The following is a 16321-nucleotide window of genomic DNA, read 5'->3' on the forward strand; positions in this document are numbered from 1 at the left end:
GCTAATCGGTAGAACTTCGGAGCAAACGCACCACCTCACTCCCGGCGTGGGTCTACTAAGACCAGGATTGAGAGGTTGTGATGGGGCGCTGGTGGGCTTTGCTCTGGTGTGCGGCGGCTGGGGCGGTCTTGCCAGGCTTGGCGCCCCCCGTGGCTGCTGAAAGCTGGGATCGCATCGGTCGTTATGCCGAGCTGATCCGACAGGCGGGCACCCAGACCCTGGTGGCGAACGATTGCCCGCCAGCGCTGATGGGGGCCTTTCATGAGGGCCGTAATGCTCTTCTGCTCTGCGCCAACAACCTGGCCAATGATCCGGTGCAGATCTGGACCGTGCTCGCCCATGAATCGGCCCATGTGATGCAGCACTGTCACAACGGGCCATTGCTGGCGGTGGAGCAGCTTGGTGAGGCCCGGGAGACGATCCGCAAGCAATCCTCCCAGGCTCTGCGGGAGCTGCGGCTCTATCACCCCAGCCAGCAACGGGAGGAGCTGGAGGCCCGTCTGGTGCAGGGCCTGCCAGCGGCTGAGGTGGAGGCCCTCTTTCGGCGCTTCTGTGCCGAACGCCTGATCCGGCGCTAACCCATGGAGCAGGTGCAGCCCGGAGGTGCCCGTGATCGGGAGGGGAGCGATGGATGACAGCGACCATCCGGTCACCCCGCTCACAGGCCCCACCCTCGATGCGGAGGGGCGGCTCACCTACATCGGCGAGGACGGACGTCGCTATGTGGTGGTGGAAGGGGTGGAACTCGATGCCGAAGGCTCGGCCCGGGTGATGGAGGCCCTGCAGGCCGCCGGGCCTCTGTTTCAGGAGATCGAAGCGCTCTGCCACGGCTGGTTGGAGCGGGTGAGTCGGGCGCCGCTGCAGCGGCAGGAGGCGATTGCCCTCTTGTTGGCGACGCTCGAGACCGTGCTGGAGGTGGCTGACGACGACGACATTGCAGATGGGAACGGTGCTGGCGATCCCTGAGCGGCTGTGCGTACGGTGTGGAGGTTTTTGAAAGGTCGGCTTCGATGGCTTCCGCAGTTCGCGGCTTCTGGCTGATGACCTGGTGCGGGTTGGTGGGCAATGTGCTCGCCCTGCCCCTGATCGGCTGGTTTGCTTTCACCTCCACCGCCCTGCGGGCCGCCAACATCAGCGTGGCCTTCAGCCTGGCCTGGCCTGCGGCGATCGTGGGGATCGTTGCCAGTGCGGGGTTGCTGGCGCGCCGTCGCTGGGGGGTGATCGTGGCCATCGTTGCCCTTTCCATGGCTCTGGCCGCCTCCCTCCCCTACGGGATCGTGCGCCTGGCCCTGATCTCCGTGGGAGCGGATCCCGAAGCCCTTCCCCTGGGAGGCTTGTCGTTGCTCTTGGCGCTGGTCAACCTGCTGGCGCTCCTGTATTGGTGCCGTCCCGAGCATCGACAGTTTCTGCGCGGCAGCCTGCTCTGAATGCTTTGTCCCTGGCAGGGATCGAGTGCGTTCATGCCGATCCCTGGCTCTGCATCGTGAACAAGCCCGCCGGTTGGCTCTGCCAGCCCGGTCTGGGCCCTGGCCAGGCCGACGCCTTGATCGGTCGTCTGCAACGGGATCAGCCCGAGCTGCGGCTGGTGCATCGGCTGGATCGGGACACGTCAGGGTTGTTGCTCCTGGCCCGCTCGCCTCAGGCCTTGCGCTCGTTGAGCCAGCTGTTTGAGCATCGGCTGGTGCAGAAGCTCTATGTCGCCGATGTGTTGGGGCGACCTGCCGGCGTTTCCGGCCGACTCAGCTGGCCTCTGGCCCGTTTGGAGCGCTCACCACCTCGCTATGGCCCCCATCCCCAGGGGCGCGCCAGCCTCACCTGCTGGCGTTTGGCCGAGGCCTGCGGGTCCTGCAGCCGTCTATGGCTGCGGCCCCGCACCGGTCGTTCCCATCAGTTGCGCGCCCATTGCGCCAGCTTTGGTCTGCCGATCCTGGGGGATCCGATCTATGGCGCTGACAGCGCAGCCCTGACTGCGGCGCAACGGCTCCATCTGCATGCCGCAGCATTGGCCTTCCGCCATCCCTTTACCGGTCAACGTCTGCGGGTGCGTTCAGCCGTGCCGTTCCCATGCCCGCCCGACTGATGCACAAGTCGGGCCCCCTCAGGCGGGATAGCCCTTGTAGGCGGGAATCGGATAGGGGATGCGGCGGTGGCGCATGCGGCGCCAGACCCGCACAAATGCCCGCACCAACAACTCCACTTCGGCCCGACTGAGGCTGCTCAGCCGCAACTGGCCATCGCGCAGGCGCGATTCCACGATTCGGCGCACCGTGTCGCGCGCCTGGGCGTCGCTGGTGTCGGGGGGGAGGGAGCGCAGGGCTGCTTCGCAGCCATCGGCCAGCATCAGAATGCCCGTTTCCCTTGAGCGGGGGGTGGGGCCGCGGTAGCGGAACCGTTGTTCAGCCACGTTGGGATCGTTTTGCCGGGCCCGATGTAGGAAGTAGCCCATCTTCAGGGTTCCCTGGTGTTCGGGGATGAAATCGGCGACGGCGCGGGGCAGGCGATAGCGGCGGGCAAGGCGCAGGCCTTCATCCACATGCGCCTGCAGCACACCAGCGCTGGCAAAGGGATCGTTCAGCCGGTCGTGGGGATTGTTGTCCGGTTGGGTCTGGTTCTCGATGAACCACTCCGGTGCATGCAATTTGCCCACGTCGTGATAAAGCGCCCCGGTGCGAATCAGATCCACGTCGGCCCCGATCGCGCGGGCTCCTTCTTCCGCCAGGCTGCAGATCATCAGAGTGTGTTCAAACGTGCCGGGTGCCTCCGAGGACAGCCGTCGCAGCAGGGGCCGCTCCTGGTCGGCCAGTTCCATCAGGCGGGCGCGGGTGAGCAGCCCGAAGGAGCTTTCCAGCAAGGGGATCATCAGGATCGTGCCCATCAGCAGAATCCCCATCAGCAGGGCTTCGGAGGCCAGTTCTCCCGCATTGGGGGCCAGCCGGGTCCAGGCGCTTGCGCCGGCATTGATCTGACTGCGCAGCAGCAGCCATTCGATCGCCAGGGCGGCGAGGGGGAGCAGTACTGCTAGCTGCAACAGCTGGGCGCGACTGCGCAGCCGGCCCGCCTGCAGGGCCGCCACCGCCGCGATCGCCGCGGCGATCATCAATCGCCCCTCCCCCAAGCCATTCACCGGCAAGGGCCAGATCAGGCTCGCGATCGCCATCCAGGCCAGGCCGCAGGTGGTGCCCAATCCCTGGGCCAGCAGCAACGTGGGTGGCACCACCACCGCCAGCGGGCTCACGGCAGCCCCGAACCAGAGCTTGCAGCCCTGGGTGATCAACAGGAGGGCCAGGGCCAGCAGGCCGTGGGAGGCCTCCAGGCAGGGGCGCTCGCGCCGCATGATCAGCAGCAGAACGCCGCAGCCCGCCAGGGCCTCCGTGAAGCGGGCCAACCAGGTGCCCAGACGCGGACTGCGGCTCACCAATCCGAAGTAATCGAGCACGTCGTAGGCCTGGGGACTGATCGGTTCCCCTTTGCGGGTGATCAGGTCACCGCGGTTCACCTCGATTGTGGGGATCCCCTGTTTGGTGATCAGTTCTTCGATCAGACGTTGGCTGCGGCCAGGGTCGGTGCGCAGGTTGCTGGCGCCTTGGAAGCTGCTGGCGAGCAATTTGCTGCCCAGGGTGCGTTGTGGGGTTTCCGCAGGCCCGAGGTCAGCGAGCTGGAGCGAGGCCGCCTGCCGGAGCTGTTCGATCGCCAGGGTGTTGACGATCCCCTGGCTGAGCATGCGGTTGGCGGCCCGCCGCAGCGCCATGTCCCAGCGCTTGCGCTCGAGCTGGCTGCGGGCGGTGAGCCATTGCTGCTCCGTGTCGTTCAGATTGACCGGACCGATCCGTTCGGCGTCATCGCTGCGGGCCACCCGCTCCAGTTCGGCGAGCTGGCGTTCGAGCCGCTGGCGCAGCCGTTTGGTTTCCTCCAGATCCAGCACCTGCACGAAGGTGCGTGGCACCAGGCTGGAGCGTCGTTGCTCCAGAGCCTCGCTGTCGACCACCCGGGCATCCTTCGGGGCCACGGCATCGAAGGGCGCTGGCAACCCGGGGCGCAGGTTGGGCTCCACCAGCCAGGGCCAGCTCGAGACCAACGCCACGAGCAGGCAACTCAGCAGTAGCCCGCTTTTCTGAAGACGCCGCCATCGCAGCACAGGGCGGCGCGGCGACTCGCTGCGCAACCAGCTCCGCCAGAGCCGACTGAGGCGATCGAACCGAAACACAGCAGCGGGCATTCTTGGAAACGCTAGCTCTCCTGGCCGGGCATGCTGGGTTCAGGTTCCAACGTGGTGATGGCCCTGAAGCTGGATGGTCGAACGCTGGCCGCCTCAATCGAGCAGCGACTGCTGCAGGTGGTGCGTCAACACAGCGAGCGGGCCGGTCGCCCCCCGGGCCTGGCCGTGCTTCGGGTCGGCGATGACCCGGCCAGCGGGGTGTATGTGGCCAATAAAGAAAAAGCCTGCGCCCGGATCGGCATCGCCAGTTTCGGTTCCCATCTCCCGGCCGACACCAGCCAGGCGGAGGTACTGGCCACGATCGAGGCGCTCAACCGTGATGAACGCGTTGATGGCATCCTGCTCCAGCTGCCCCTGCCCCCGGGCCTGGAGGAGCGTCCGCTGATCGCCGCGATTGACCCCGACAAGGACGCCGATGGTTTGCACACCCTCAACCTCGGCCGGCTCCTCAAGGGTGAGCCGGGGCCGCGCAGTTGCACCCCCGCCGGGGTGATGGCCCTGCTTCGCAGCCATCACATCCCTCTCGAGGGCCGCCGGGCTGTGGTGGTGGGGCGCAGCATCCTGGTGGGGCAGCCCATGGCCCTGATGCTTCAGGCGGCCAATGCCACCGTCACCGTGGCCCACTCCCGCACCCGCGACCTCGCTGCTGTGACGCGGCAGGCGGAGGTGTTGGTGGTCGCCGCCGGCCAACCAAGGATGATCGGTGCCGATCATGTCGCTCCGGGTGCTGCGTTGGTGGATGTGGGCATTCATCGGTTGCCGCCGCCTGAAGGGTCGCCGGAGGGCACGAAGGCCAAGCTTTGCGGCGATGTGCGCGCCGAAGAGCTGGAGACCGTGGCTGGGGCGCTCTCGCCCGTTCCCGGCGGGGTCGGGCCGATGACCGTCACCATGTTGTTGGTCAACACGGTGGTGGCCTGGTCGCGTCGCCATGGCGTCGACCATGGCCTTGATGATCTGGTGGTGTAACCGGGGCGGTTCCAGCGGCAGATAGCGGCAGGCTCGCGTTCTGTGTCGCTGGGCCCTGGCAGACGCCTGCGGCCTGAGAGAATCCCGCCAGCGATCGATGCTCCATGACCGCCGCGGCGACCAGTTCCGACAGTGCTCCGCCGGCGGGAGCGGCTCAGGGCTTCGACTTCAACGCCTACCTGGCGGCACGAAAAGCCGAGGTGGAGACGGCTCTGGAGGCCTCTTTGCCGCCGGAAGAGCCGGAATCGCTGCGTGAGGCGATGCGCTATTCCCTGCTGGCGGGTGGCAAGCGTCTGCGGCCGATTCTCTGCCTCGCGGCTTGCGAGCTGGCCGGTGGTGATCCGGCTCTGGCCATGCCGACGGCGGTGGCGCTGGAGATGATCCACACGATGTCGCTGATCCATGACGATCTGCCCGCCATGGACGATGACGACTTGCGACGTGGTCGCCCCACCAACCACAAGGTGTATGGCGAGGCGGTGGCGATTCTCGCCGGTGATGCCCTGCTCACCAGGGCCTTTGAAATGGTGGCGCTGCGCAGCCCTGGGGTGCCAGCCGAGCGGCTGTTGAAGGTCGTGGCTGAGCTCTCCCTTGTGTCCGGTGCGCCCGGCCTGGTCGGGGGCCAGGTGGTGGATCTGGAGTGCGAGGGCAAGCAGGTCGACCTCGAGACCCTGGAATACATCCATCTCCACAAGACCGGGGCCCTGCTGCGCGCCTGTGTGATCACCGGCGCCCTGATCGCCGGAGCTGATGCCACCCGGATCGACTCCCTGCGCACCTATGCCCGTGGCATCGGCCTGGCCTTTCAGATCGTCGACGACATTCTTGATGTCACCGCCAGCAGCGATGTGCTCGGCAAAACGGCTGGCAAGGATCTGATCGCCGACAAAACCACCTACCCGAAGCTGCTCGGCCTGGAGGAATCCCGGCAACGGGCCAAGGCGCTGGTGGAGGAGGCGAAGGCGTCGCTCGCGGCGTTCAAACCGACGGAGCCGGCCAAGGCCTCGCCTCTGCTGGCTCTGGCGGATTACGTGATCGGTCGCGATCGATGACGGTGGCCCCATCCCCCGACGCCAGCCTGGCCCTGCTCGATAACGCCGTGCTCGCTTGGGGCCTGGCCGCCTGTGGTCTGGCCCAGCTCTCGAAGCTGTTCATCGAATTGGCGTGGCATCGGCGCTGGCGCCCGGCCGTGTTGATCGAGACCGGTGGCATGCCTTCAAGCCATTCCGCTCTGGTGACCGGGACAGCCGCCGGAGTGGGCTGGCAGCTCGGTTTCGCCGATCCCGTGTTTGCGCTGGCCGCCACGCTGGCTTTCGTGGTGATGTACGACGCCAGCGGCATCCGCCGTGCCGCCGGGTCCACCGCTGCGCGCGTCAATGCCCTGCCGGAGACCAGCTGGCCTGAGCCACCAGCCAAACCGCTCAAGGAGAGCCTGGGGCATTCCAGGCTTGAAGTGTTGGTGGGCAGCCTGATCGGCCCGGCGATTGCTCTGCCGGGGCTGGCTCTGGTGGGCTCCCCCTGGCAGCTGGGCACCCAGATCGCCCAGGCCCTGGGGTGAGCCAGTTCCCCCGGGCCGCAATCGAGCTCACCGGAGATCAAGACAGGGCGCTGGCAGCGTTCACCGACTGGTTGACGGGCGAGCAGGCGGATGTGCCCTTTGTGCTGAGCGGTTACGCCGGCAGCGGTAAGACCTTTCTGTCGATGCGCTTGCTGCGGCAGGTGGAGGCCACCGGGCTGTGCTGGACCGTGGTCGCCCCGACGCACAAAGCGGTGGGGGTGTTGCGCCAGGCCCTGAGCCTTGAGGGCCTGCAACCCACCTGGTATCCCTCCACCATTCATCGTCTGCTGCGGTTGAAGTTGCGCCGGCAGGGAGATCGAGAGCTCTGTGAATCGACGGAGCAGACGGCCATGGCCCTCGAGCACCTCGGCCTGGTGCTCATCGATGAGGCTTCGATGGTCGACAGCTCGCTGTTGTCTATCGCCCTTCAGTGCGCCCATCCTTTCCGCACGCGCCTGGTGTTCGTTGGCGACCCGGCCCAGCTCCCTCCCGTGGGAGAAGCGGAAAGCCCGGTGTTTGCCTTGCAGCGGGCCCGCAGCGCCTGCCTCAAGCAGGTGGTGCGCCATCAGGGGCCGGTGCTGCAGTTGGCCAGTTGCCTGCGCGATGGTCGGATCGCCTGTGAGCGGCCTCCCCTGTTCCAGCCCTTGCGCACGCCCCAGGGGTGTGTGGCCGCTCTGGAACGTCAGGCCTGGCTGGGGCGAGCCCAGGCGGCGTTGAAGCAGGCGTCGATCAGCGACAACCCGGATGCCGCGCGCATTCTTTGCTGGACCAACCGCAGCCTGGAGCAGCTGGTGCCCCATGCCAGGCGCGCGATTCATGGGGAACTCGCCGATCAGATGCCCGTGCTGCCCGGCGAGGTGCTGATCACGCGCACGGCCGTGATGGCTCCCGCCTCCCGCGATGGCGGTGAAACCGGTGAGGAACCGGATCTGGTGCTGGGCTCGAATCGGGAGCTGGTGGTGGAAGACGTGACACCAGAGCGCTGCGATCTGGTGGATTTCGGCCTCAGCGCCGCGGATCTGCAGACCAATGGCTCGCTGGCGCCAGTGATCGAGACCCAGATGGCCCAGGTGCGGTGCGGTGAACTGGAGCTAAGCCTGCGCTTGCTGCCTCCCGCAGGTTCCGAACCGCGTCAGCAACTCGATTCTTGTTTGCAGCGTCTGCGTCAGCAGGCCCGGGAGGCTGGCAAGCGGGACGGTCGCGGCCTCTGGCGTCGCTTCTTCCTGGTGCGCGATGCCTTCGCCTCCCTGGGGCCGGCCGCCGTGCTCACGGTGCATCGCAGCCAGGGCAGCAGTTTCGGTGAGGTGTTCGTTGCCGATGATGTGTTCTGGCCCCAGGATTTGGCCCTGCGTCGCCAGCTCGTGTATGTGGCCGTGAGCCGTGCTCGGGAGGCGGTCTGGATGGTGGGACGCGCTGGCGCCGGCAACGCTGCGGAGCGTTGGCAGGCGGCGCTCAGATCAGATGAAGACCGCTAATGCCCTGCCAGCCGAGATAGACCCCGAGCCCGAGGCTCACGCCCCCCACCACGAGGCCGCTGCGGGCGAAGAGCACCTGTTTGCCCTTCTCCAGGAGGGGCAGCACCCTGTCGCGACCGATGATCACCGCCAGCAATGGAGTGAGCAGGAACAGGCTGGCGCCGATCGTGAAGGCCACCAGCCCCACCACTTCCTGCCAGGTGGGCAACTGCGCCGCCAACACCACCCCGGCGGATTTGGCGAACAGCACCAGATCGTCGGGGCTGATCACTTCACCGACGGCCCCGAGCAGGAGCAGCAGGGGGAGGGGCATGGCCACGAACCGATCGATCCCCGTTGTCCAGGCCGGGGGCTCTGTCCCGTCGGCAAAAGAACGCAACAGTTCACGACCGCCCAGCGCCACCAGCGCGCCCCCCGCCAGCAGGTCGAGGCCGGTGCGGTGATGGGAGCCATGGCTCATGTCCAACAGCAAGACATGTCCCACGGTGAGCAGCAAAATGGCAGTGACCAGGGTGGTGACGATCCAGCCCGTCACGAACCAGCTGCCGCGCCAGATCGGACGCGGACCAAGCAGAAGCAGCAGCAGCACGGCGATATGGATCGGCGACAGGCCGATGCCGGTGCCATACGCCAGCAGTTCGGCCCAGAGCGTCGTGTCAGTCATGCAGATCAGAACATCCCGTCGGTGGGGGCATTCCAACGGCTGATCGCCCGGCTGCCCCGCTCAAAGCCAAGCACGCAGATGCTGCCGGTGTTGAGTTTGAGCAGCCGGCCGCCTGTGGCCCCCAGGCCGAGCCAGGTGCCGGCGAGGGCGCGCAGCAGGTGTCCATGGGCAAACAGGGCCACATCGCCCTCACCCTGCACCGCCAGGGCCTGGTTGATCGCTCGTTCGCAGCGCGCCTGTACGGCGGGTGCCGCTTCACCGCCCGGACAGCCATGGCTCCACACGGTCCAGTCGGGCACGGTCTGGCGGATCTCGGCGGTGGTGATGCCTTCATAGGCGCCGTAGTTCCACTCGAGCAGCTCGTCCATCACCTGAGCTTGAGCGCCGAGGCCCCCCAGTTCGCAGGTGCGTCGCGCTCGCTGCAGGGGGGAGGTAAACACGGCCGCAAAATCGTGGGCCTGCAGCACCGGCGCCAGGCGCCGCGCCTCCGCTTCTCCCTCCGGGAGCAGTGGCAGATCGGTGCTGCCGGTGTGGCGGCCGTTACGGGCCCATTCGGTGGCGCCATGGCGCAGCAGCCACAGTTGACGTTCCCGGCTCATGCTTTCACCTCAAACCAGTCGTCTCCCGTGATGGGCAGATGGCTGAACCGCACCATGCGCACATGGGCCCCAGTGGGCCCCCGCTCACACCAGAGCCTCAGCTCGTTCAGGGCGAGTGGATCACCTTCCGCCTGCACCTCCACCCGACCGTTGCTGAGGTTGCGCACCCAGCCGCTCAAGCCGAGGTCGGTGGCGCGGCGGCTGCAGCTGCTGCGGAAGCCCACCCCCTGAACCTCGCCTTCCACCATCAGCCGCCAACGTTCCTTGAGTGCGGAGGCGCGGGGCGGTTGGCGCTTCAGAAAGCGGTTGCTTTCACCGCGGTTTCGAGCGCGGCGCGCCATCGGCATGGGATCGTCCAGGAGCCGCCCCAGTGGAGGTGAACCCAGCTGGCGTGCACGTTGGTTCTCTTCCATCCTTCCTCCCGTCGCTCCGATCTCCAGCCCTCAACCTGCCACAGGCGTTCCTCGTTGCCCACAGGTGGATCACCCGCCAGCGGCCGCAGTTGCCAGCGATGGAATTCATGGCCCATCCAGCGCTCCCCCCGGCGCAGCAGCAGACTGTCTGCGCAGGTCGTCAGCTGGCGATAGCCCACCTGAAGTCTGTCCTTGGCGGCTTGGAAAGGAAGCAGCCCGGCCATGGCATGGGCGGTTCCCTCCAGGTCGGTGAGGCTGTGACCCAGCAGGAGCATGCCGCCGCATTCCGCGTAGAGAGGCTTGTGGCCGAACCAGTCGCGGAGGGCCTTCAGGCTGCGTTGGCATTGGCTGAGGGCGGCGGCATGTTGTTCGGGGAAGCCGCCGGGCAGGATCAGACCGATTGCCTCGTCGGGAATCGGTGCATCCGCCAGGGGGCTCCAGGGAAGCACCGGCATGCCCAGGATCTCCAGGGCTTCCTGCATTTCCGGGTAGCGGAAATGGAAAGCGGCATCCTGGGCGACGGCCACCGGCAGCGGTGTTGTGGGCTGCACCACCGCTGTGGTGTGTCGCTCGAGTTGGGCCTGTAGCGGGTCGATGCCGCCGCTGGGCGCGGTGAGCAGCGGTCGTAGGCGGGTGATGTCGAGGTGACGCTCGGCGAGATCGGCCCAGGCGGCAAGGCGGCTGGCGAAGCGCTCGATCTCGTGGGCGGGGGCCAGTCCCAGATGGCGGCTGGGCAGGTCCAGCTGCAGATCCCGGGGCAGGGCCCCGAGGAGGGGCACATCGATGCTGCGCAACACATCCGCGAGCAGGTCGCGATGGCGATCACTGCTGACGCGGTTGAGCACCACCCCGGCTAGCTGCACCCGTGGTTCATGGCTCTGAAACCCCCGCACCAGGGCGGCCAGTGATTGCGCCTGACCGCCCGCATCCACCACCAGCAGCACGGGCAGGTTGAGCTCTCGGGCCACGGCGGCGCTGCTGCCGTCGCTGCCACTGCCGATGCCATCGAATAGCCCCATCACCCCCTCCACCAGGGCCAGATCCGTGCGGCCGCCATGGCTGTGAAAGGTCTGCTGCACCCATCGGCTGCCGCACAGGGGCAGGTCGAGGTTGCGGCAGGGGCGACCAGCGGCGACCGAGAGCAGCTGGGGGTCGAGATAGTCGGGGCCCACCTTGAAGGGCTGCACGCTGAGGCCCTGATGACGGGCCCAGGCGATCAGGCTGAGGCTGAACAGGGTCTTGCCGCTGCCGCTCGCAGGAGCGGCGATCAGACAGGCCATGCAGCAGCTCGGTGGGTCAGCTGAGCAGCTTGGCAGCCAGGGGAGCAGCGGCGGCGAGGAGGGGGTTGGTGGTGTCGTGGCCGCCCTCCAGCAGGCGGGCCACATCCGCTTCCACGGGCTGGTTCTGAACTGGTACCACCTCCTCCAGCAGTTGCATGCTCGCCATGCCACCGGCCTCCAGGCGCATGCAGCCCCCCGATTCGGCGCAGAGAATCACGCACACCGCTGGGGCGGACTCGGGCTTGCTGATCAGGCGCAGCCCCACGATCTGACCGGGATGAATGCTGGGGGCGCCCATGGGCACCGGTGCAATGCGCATCTGCACCGCTACCCCATCCGGGCGCTGAAATTCGGCGCTGATGCTGTGATCCTCGTTGCGCTGCGATCCGTTGAGGTGCCAGCCGAGGCGGTCGGCGATCCAGGCAGCGAGAAGCAGCCCCTGCACCGGATGCTCGCCTTCCACATCAAGATCCAGCTGCACCACATGGCTGAGGGCATCGCGCCGGTTCGGCGGATCGAACACCATCGCCAGGGTTTCGCGCCAGCTCCGCAACCGCAACCAGTTGAGATCATTCACCGCCAATCGGGCGTCGATGCGGGCGGCGAGCAGGTCGAGGCAGGCGACTGGGTCGCCGAGGGCGGAATCGATGATCAGCCGCCGGGGACCGATCGCCAGCTGGCGCAGGAGATCCGGTGCTTCGTCGAGGTTGCCGTTCCACCACACCCAGGAGGGCAGGTCCTCGGGCAGCAGCGGTTGGAGGATGCCAAGTCCACGCTTCAGGGCGTCGTGGCCGCCCCGCAGCACCACCACATCGCCGCAGGCGGCCGTTCCACCACCTTCCTCGGGCAGGGGGCAATACGCCGCCACCAGGGTTTCCAGCTCCTGGGTGGCGTCCAGGGTCGGTGCCAGGGTGATCAGGCGTCGGGGCCGCAGGGAGCTCACCGAGGCATCCACGTGCTGACCGCGCAGGTCTTCCGCCGTCGTTTCCCCCGCCAGGCCGGCGAGGGCGTCAGCGACTGTGGCGCTGAGCGGTGGTGTGCTCAAGGGGAGATCCACCTCGATCACGGCCTGACGGGCCGCGGCGATTAGCTCCTGGCGCTGCACCCCGGTGATCGGCCCACTCAGCCGTCCGGTGCGGATCAGCTGTTGCTCGGTCCACGCCGGTTGCCAGATCAGCAGACAGAAGGTGTGGGCGCCGGCGTTGCCATTGCTGGATTGGTCCTGACCCCAGAGCTGCTCGAGGTAGGCGGGAACGTCGGCGGGCGGGAGTTCGAGCGGGGTCTGGAGGGTGAGCTGGGGAGACATGGCTGGCCTGGAGGGGAAGGGCGTCGGGGTGAGGGGCTGGGGTGAGGAGAGGTCAGGGGCGGCGCCAGAGCAGACCGTCGCGGGCCAGCAGGGCATCCGACGCGGCCGGTCCCCAGGTGCGCGATTCGTAGGGATGGATGGGGAGCTGCCAGGGACTGTCTTCAATCAGTTCCAGCAGGGGGGTGTACAGCCGCCAGGCTGCTTCCACCTCGTCGCTGCGGGTGAACAGGGTGGGATCGCCGAGCATCGCGTCGGCCAGCAGGCGGACGTAGCCCTCATCGGAGGGTTCACCGAAGGATTCGTCGTAGGAGAACTCCATCTCCACCGGACGGCTGCGCATGCCTGAACCGGGGGATTTCACATCGAAGCGGAATTCCGCCCCCTCATCCGGCTGGATGCGCAGGATCAGCTGATTGGCTGTGGGGCTGCCACCAGCGGCATCAAAGAGATGCACCGGGGCCTCCCGGAAGGTGAGCACCACTTCGCTGAGCCGTTTGGGCAGGCGTTTGCCCGTGCGCACGTAGAAGGGGACCCCCTGCCAGCGCCAGTTGTCGATGAAGAGTTTCATCGCCACGTAGGTCTCCGTGGTGCTGTTCGGATCCACGCCAGGTTCCTGGCGGTAGCCGGCCAGGGGAGCGGACTGGCTGCCGCCTGGCCCGTATTGACCGCGAATGCAGCAGTTCCAGGGTTCCTGTTCGTCGGCGAGGCGGGCGGCCTGCAGCACCTTCGCCTTCTCGCTGCGGATGGCTTCCGGGTCAAACCGACCCGGGGTTTCCATGGCGGTGATTGCCAGCATCTGGGTGAGGTGGTTCTGCACCATGTCGCGCAGGGCGCCAGAGGTTTCGTAGTACCCGGCCCGCTCCTCCACACCCACCGTTTCGGCGGCGGTGATCTGAACACTGGAGATGTAATTCCGATTCCAGATCGGCTCGAAAATGGTGTTGGCGAAGCGCAGCACCATGATGTTTTGCACCGTCTCCTTGCCCAGGTAGTGGTCGATGCGGAAGATCTGCTTCTCCTGGCCGCAGGCTTGCACCACCTTGTTGAGCGCCTGGGCGCTGCTGTAGTCGCGACCGAAGGGTTTCTCGATCACCACCCGGCTGCGATCCGGATCCTTGAGCAGTCCGGCATCGGCCAGGGCGCGGCAGCCGCTGCCGTAAAACTTCGGTGACACCGAGAGGTAGAAGGTGCGGTTGCTCCGGGTCGCCCGCAACCGATCGATCTCCTGAAGGCGATGCCCCAGCTTCACCAGATCCTCCGGCTGCTGCAGGTCGACCGGTTCGTAGAACATGCCGGCCGAGAACTGGTCCCAGGCCATCCTGTTGTCGCTGACTTTCGCTCCCATGGCTTCCGCCATCTTCTGGCGGAACTCCTCGTCGCTCCAGGGGCGGCGGGCACAGCCGAGCAGGGCGAATTCACTGGGAAGACGCCGCTGTTGAAACAGTTCGAACAGGGCCGGCACCAGCTTGCGGTGGGTCAGGTCACCGCTGGCGCCGAAGATGATCAGGCACTGGGGGGCGATGACCCGCTCCTGACGCAGGCCGACCCGCAGCGGGTTCGTGATCGTTGCGCTCATGCCACGGAGAGATCTGCTGGATGTTTAACCAGGAATCCTCGGCCTGACAGTGTTCCAGAACAACCCGCCATGATTTCGCCATCAAAAAGCCCGCCTGATGGCGGGCTTTCGAATCACTCCGATCAATCGAATCAATAGGTCTCGACGTGCCAGCGCTCGGCTTTCTTGAGCTGAGGCCGCAGCTCACTCCAGTCGAGCCCCTTGGCGGCGGCAGCAGCGGTCATCGCTTCGTCGATGCCCGGCTCCATGCCGCGCAGACCACACATGTACACATGGGTCTTGGGATCTTCAATCATCGCGAAGATCTCATCGGCATGCTCGAGAACGCGGTCTTGGATGTACATCCGACCGCCCTTGCTGTTCTGCTGCTCGCGGCTGATCGCCTTGGTGTAGCGGAAGTTGTCGGGGAATTGCTCCTGATAGTGCTCGAAGTCGGCGTCGTAGAGCAGGTTGGGGGTTTTGGGCGCTCCCATGAACAGCCAGGCCTTGCCGCGGAAGTGCCAATTGTTGAGCTCCCGCTCCTTCGGCTCGAACATGCGACGCAGATAGGTGCGCATGGGAGCGATGCCAGTGCCCGTCGCCAACATGATCACGTTGGCCTCCTCGTCGTCGGGGAGGAGCATCTCCTTGCCCACTGGCCCGGTGATCTTGACTTTGCTGCCGGGCTCGATGTCGCAGAGGTAGGTGGAGCAGACTCCGTTCACCGTCTCCCCATCCTTTTCATATTGCAGCTGGCGCACGCAGAGCGACACGGTGTGGTCGGCGTAGTTGTCGCCATGACGGGTGCTGGCGATCGAGTAGAGGCGCAGCTTGTGGGGTTTGCCATTGGCGTCCTCGCCCTCGGGAATGATGCCGATGCTCTGGCCCTCCACGTAATGCAGCTGCGGGTCACCACCACTCAGGTCGAAGGTGATGTGTTGCACACGCCCGATTGCACCCTCCGCCAGCAGGCTGTAGTTCTCGGTGACGGTGCCGATGAAGGGGGTTTTCGGCTTGTAGAGGTTGACCGGAACGGCCTTGTGGGCCGGTTTGGGGGCGGAAGCAGTCACGGGGGCGGCGGGGGGTGTCGACGAAGGGGCGGGGCTGGCGCCAGCAGCGGCGCCCGGAATCACCGCTTGGATCGTGCCACCACTGGCCGTGATGCGCCGCACGGTGGCCTGAAGCTGACTGAAGCCCACGGTGAAGCGACGTTCAGCACGACGCTGACGGCCTGACTGAAGGCCAAGCACCACCACGGTGAACATGCGTTCTTGGGAGTCGCCTGAACCAGCCGTGCTGACACGCATGGACTTTGCCTTCTTGGGAAACGGCGCGATCATAGGCGCGCTGTTGCAGATCAGGAGTTACGTTTGCCGACTGCAGCACTCCTGTCGCTCGCCGCTGCACAACGCTTTCCTTAGGATTTTCGGATCAACACATTCAGTTTTCCTGCGGAGTTCTGCTGTTGACGTCCACTGACCTGCCACTGCAGCAGTCCATCGCTCCAGGCATGGCGCCGGTGAAGGGGGTGCGGCGCCAGACCATCGAGCAGACCATGGAACGGCTGCCCCAGGGGGTGCGTCGCCTGGCGGTGCAGCTGCGCACGCCCATCAGTGTGGATCTGCTCTGGTCGGTCCTCACCGATTACGACCAGCTGAGCCGGTTCATTCCCAACCTCAGCAGCAGCACGTTGGATTGGCGTGAAGCCAACCGTGTGCGTCTGTCGCAGGTGGGCAGTCAGCAGTTGCTGGGCTTGCGTTTCTCCGCCTCGGTGCAGTTGGAATTGGTGGAGCACCGGCCCGAAGGTCTGCTTCAGTTCCGCATGCTGAAGGGCGATTTCCGTCGTTTCGAGGGTTCCTGGCGTCTGCAGACCCTGCCCGATGGCAGCTCCTTGCTCTATGACCTCACCGTTCAGGGATGCCTCGGCATGCCCGTGGCTCTGATCGAGCAGCGGCTGCGCAGCGATCTTTCGGCCAATCTGCTGGCCGTGGAAAGGGAAGCGCAGCGACGTTTATCTCTCAGCTGAGTTCGTCACATCTGTCAGGTCTTGATGAAATAAACCAATTTGGGCTATTCAGATCGCGATTAGTTACAATTATTGTAATGCAATCATATTGGTTCAATTTTTGGCAACTTAATTGAATTTCAGCAATTGGATTGCTGGTAATCAAAAGTTTGTTAGTTATACCCCCAAGGGGATTCGAACCCCTGTCGCCTCCGTGAAAGGGAGGTGTCCTAGGCCTCTAGACGATGGGGGCGAGGCCGTGATCGCTCGGATGTGCTCCCGAT

Annotated in this window: 17 protein-coding genes and 1 tRNA gene; 9 read left to right on the top strand and 9 right to left on the bottom strand. The window is 66.0% G+C overall.

Going from position 1 to position 16321, the window contains the following annotated elements; translation table 11 throughout:
- The first annotated feature begins 80 nt into the window (after nt 1-80).
- From SynWH8101_RS04385 to SynWH8101_RS04400, 4 genes are read left to right on the top strand one after another with little or no spacing between them, the layout of a single operon-like run.
- Nucleotides 81-578: a hypothetical protein gene (locus SynWH8101_RS04385; protein WP_130128722.1), complete on the top strand. Its 498-nt coding sequence runs from the start codon at nt 81-83 to the stop codon at nt 576-578.
- 49 nt (nt 579-627) lie between these two features.
- On the top strand, nt 628-966 hold the full coding sequence (locus tag SynWH8101_RS04390) for a hypothetical protein (RefSeq protein ID WP_130128723.1): 339 nt from the start codon (nt 628-630) through the stop codon (nt 964-966).
- A gap of 44 nt (nt 967-1010) precedes the next feature.
- The gene (locus tag SynWH8101_RS04395) at nt 1011-1427 is read left to right on the top strand and encodes a hypothetical protein (protein ID WP_165380918.1); all 417 of its coding nucleotides are present in this window, start codon (nt 1011-1013) and stop codon (nt 1425-1427) included.
- A 5-nt stretch (nt 1428-1432) separates the two neighbouring features.
- A complete protein-coding gene (locus SynWH8101_RS04400; protein ID WP_130128724.1) occupies nt 1433-2080 on the top strand; it encodes an RluA family pseudouridine synthase in 648 nt (215 codons plus the stop codon).
- Nucleotides 2081-2098: 18 nt separating this feature from the next.
- On the opposite strand, the gene SynWH8101_RS04405 is transcribed toward SynWH8101_RS04400, so the two are convergent.
- Nucleotides 2099-4216 carry an HDIG domain-containing metalloprotein gene (locus SynWH8101_RS04405; protein ID WP_174719496.1) on the bottom strand — a complete coding sequence of 706 codons (2118 nt, stop codon included), beginning with the start codon at nt 4214-4216 and terminating at the stop codon, nt 2099-2101.
- 57 nt (nt 4217-4273) lie between these two features.
- Between SynWH8101_RS04405 and folD the strand changes: the two genes are divergently transcribed.
- From folD to SynWH8101_RS04425, 4 genes are all read left to right on the top strand, one after another.
- Nucleotides 4274-5182 (top strand): bifunctional methylenetetrahydrofolate dehydrogenase/methenyltetrahydrofolate cyclohydrolase FolD, encoded by a 909-nt coding sequence (folD, locus tag SynWH8101_RS04410; RefSeq protein WP_130128725.1) that lies wholly within the window; start codon nt 4274-4276, stop codon nt 5180-5182.
- 104 nt (nt 5183-5286) lie between these two features.
- Nucleotides 5287-6234 (top strand): geranylgeranyl diphosphate synthase CrtE, encoded by a 948-nt coding sequence (gene crtE, locus SynWH8101_RS04415; protein WP_130128726.1) that lies wholly within the window; start codon nt 5287-5289, stop codon nt 6232-6234.
- The gene (locus tag SynWH8101_RS04420) at nt 6231-6740 is read left to right on the top strand and encodes a divergent PAP2 family protein (protein WP_130128727.1); all 510 of its coding nucleotides are present in this window, start codon (nt 6231-6233) and stop codon (nt 6738-6740) included. The genes crtE and SynWH8101_RS04420 overlap by 4 nt, the downstream gene beginning before the upstream one ends.
- Nucleotides 6737-8215: an AAA family ATPase gene (locus SynWH8101_RS04425; RefSeq protein ID WP_130128728.1), complete on the top strand. Its 1479-nt coding sequence runs from the start codon at nt 6737-6739 to the stop codon at nt 8213-8215. The genes SynWH8101_RS04420 and SynWH8101_RS04425 overlap by 4 nt, the downstream gene beginning before the upstream one ends.
- On the opposite strand, the gene SynWH8101_RS04430 is transcribed toward SynWH8101_RS04425, so the two are convergent.
- The 7 genes from SynWH8101_RS04430 to SynWH8101_RS04460 all read right to left on the bottom strand — a co-directional run bounded on the left by SynWH8101_RS04430 (nt 8193) and on the right by SynWH8101_RS04460 (nt 15339).
- The gene (locus SynWH8101_RS04430; RefSeq protein ID WP_130128729.1) at nt 8193-8879 is read right to left on the bottom strand and encodes a GAP family protein; all 687 of its coding nucleotides are present in this window, start codon (nt 8877-8879) and stop codon (nt 8193-8195) included. The two genes, SynWH8101_RS04425 and SynWH8101_RS04430, sit on opposite strands and share 23 nt — an antisense overlap.
- A gap of 5 nt (nt 8880-8884) precedes the next feature.
- Nucleotides 8885-9478 carry a histidine phosphatase family protein gene (locus SynWH8101_RS04435; protein WP_130128730.1) on the bottom strand — a complete coding sequence of 198 codons (594 nt, stop codon included), beginning with the start codon at nt 9476-9478 and terminating at the stop codon, nt 8885-8887.
- On the bottom strand, nt 9475-9819 hold the full coding sequence (locus tag SynWH8101_RS04440; RefSeq protein ID WP_130128731.1) for an acylphosphatase: 345 nt from the start codon (nt 9817-9819) through the stop codon (nt 9475-9477). The genes SynWH8101_RS04435 and SynWH8101_RS04440 overlap by 4 nt, the downstream gene beginning before the upstream one ends.
- Complete coding sequence (locus SynWH8101_RS04445) at nt 9774-11171, bottom strand: cobyrinate a,c-diamide synthase (RefSeq protein ID WP_130128732.1); 1398 nt, start codon at nt 11169-11171, stop codon at nt 9774-9776. The genes SynWH8101_RS04440 and SynWH8101_RS04445 overlap by 46 nt, the downstream gene beginning before the upstream one ends.
- A gap of 16 nt (nt 11172-11187) precedes the next feature.
- On the bottom strand, nt 11188-12477 hold the full coding sequence (locus tag SynWH8101_RS04450) for a glucose-6-phosphate dehydrogenase assembly protein OpcA (RefSeq protein ID WP_130130341.1): 1290 nt from the start codon (nt 12475-12477) through the stop codon (nt 11188-11190).
- A 52-nt stretch (nt 12478-12529) separates the two neighbouring features.
- On the bottom strand, nt 12530-14053 hold the full coding sequence (gene zwf, locus SynWH8101_RS04455; RefSeq protein ID WP_130128733.1) for a glucose-6-phosphate dehydrogenase: 1524 nt from the start codon (nt 14051-14053) through the stop codon (nt 12530-12532).
- Between the two features lie 131 nt (nt 14054-14184).
- Entirely contained in the window at nt 14185-15339 is a 1155-nt protein-coding gene (locus tag SynWH8101_RS04460; RefSeq protein WP_130128734.1) for an FAD-binding oxidoreductase, read from the bottom strand.
- Nucleotides 15340-15542: 203 nt separating this feature from the next.
- Here SynWH8101_RS04460 and SynWH8101_RS04465 point away from each other — a divergent pair, with 203 nt between their 5' ends.
- Entirely contained in the window at nt 15543-16058 is a 516-nt protein-coding gene (locus SynWH8101_RS04465; RefSeq protein WP_130130342.1) for an SRPBCC family protein, read from the top strand.
- 159 nt (nt 16059-16217) lie between these two features.
- On the opposite strand, the gene SynWH8101_RS04470 is transcribed toward SynWH8101_RS04465, so the two are convergent.
- Nucleotides 16218-16290: transfer RNA gene (locus tag SynWH8101_RS04470), tRNA-Glu, on the bottom strand.
- Nucleotides 16291-16321: the final 31 nt, after the last annotated feature.

This window comes from Synechococcus sp. WH 8101 (assembly GCF_004209775.1).
GTDB lineage: Bacteria > Cyanobacteriota > Cyanobacteriia > PCC-6307 > Cyanobiaceae > Synechococcus_C.

Coding starts and splice junctions, on each gene's coding strand:
- SynWH8101_RS04390 (WP_130128723.1), top strand. CDS start 628: ATGGATGACAGCGACCATCCGGTCACCCCGCTCACAGGCCCCACCCTC.
- zwf (WP_130128733.1), bottom strand. CDS start 14,053: ATGAGCGCAACGATCACGAACCCGCTGCGGGTCGGCCTGCGTCAGGAG.
- folD (WP_130128725.1), top strand. CDS start 4,274: ATGGCCCTGAAGCTGGATGGTCGAACGCTGGCCGCCTCAATCGAGCAG.
- crtE (WP_130128726.1), top strand. CDS start 5,287: ATGACCGCCGCGGCGACCAGTTCCGACAGTGCTCCGCCGGCGGGAGCG.
- SynWH8101_RS04465 (WP_130130342.1), top strand. CDS start 15,543: ATGGCGCCGGTGAAGGGGGTGCGGCGCCAGACCATCGAGCAGACCATG.
- SynWH8101_RS04460 (WP_130128734.1), bottom strand. CDS start 15,339: ATGCGTGTCAGCACGGCTGGTTCAGGCGACTCCCAAGAACGCATGTTC.
- SynWH8101_RS04445 (WP_130128732.1), bottom strand. CDS start 11,171: ATGGCCTGTCTGATCGCCGCTCCTGCGAGCGGCAGCGGCAAGACCCTG.
- SynWH8101_RS04450 (WP_130130341.1), bottom strand. CDS start 12,477: ATGTCTCCCCAGCTCACCCTCCAGACCCCGCTCGAACTCCCGCCCGCC.
- SynWH8101_RS04405 (WP_174719496.1), bottom strand. CDS start 4,216: ATGCCCGCTGCTGTGTTTCGGTTCGATCGCCTCAGTCGGCTCTGGCGG.
- SynWH8101_RS04395 (WP_165380918.1), top strand. CDS start 1,011: ATGGCTTCCGCAGTTCGCGGCTTCTGGCTGATGACCTGGTGCGGGTTG.
- SynWH8101_RS04430 (WP_130128729.1), bottom strand. CDS start 8,879: ATGACTGACACGACGCTCTGGGCCGAACTGCTGGCGTATGGCACCGGC.
- SynWH8101_RS04420 (WP_130128727.1), top strand. CDS start 6,231: ATGACGGTGGCCCCATCCCCCGACGCCAGCCTGGCCCTGCTCGATAAC.
- SynWH8101_RS04435 (WP_130128730.1), bottom strand. CDS start 9,478: ATGAGCCGGGAACGTCAACTGTGGCTGCTGCGCCATGGCGCCACCGAA.
- SynWH8101_RS04385 (WP_130128722.1), top strand. CDS start 81: ATGGGGCGCTGGTGGGCTTTGCTCTGGTGTGCGGCGGCTGGGGCGGTC.
- SynWH8101_RS04440 (WP_130128731.1), bottom strand. CDS start 9,819: ATGGCGCGCCGCGCTCGAAACCGCGGTGAAAGCAACCGCTTTCTGAAG.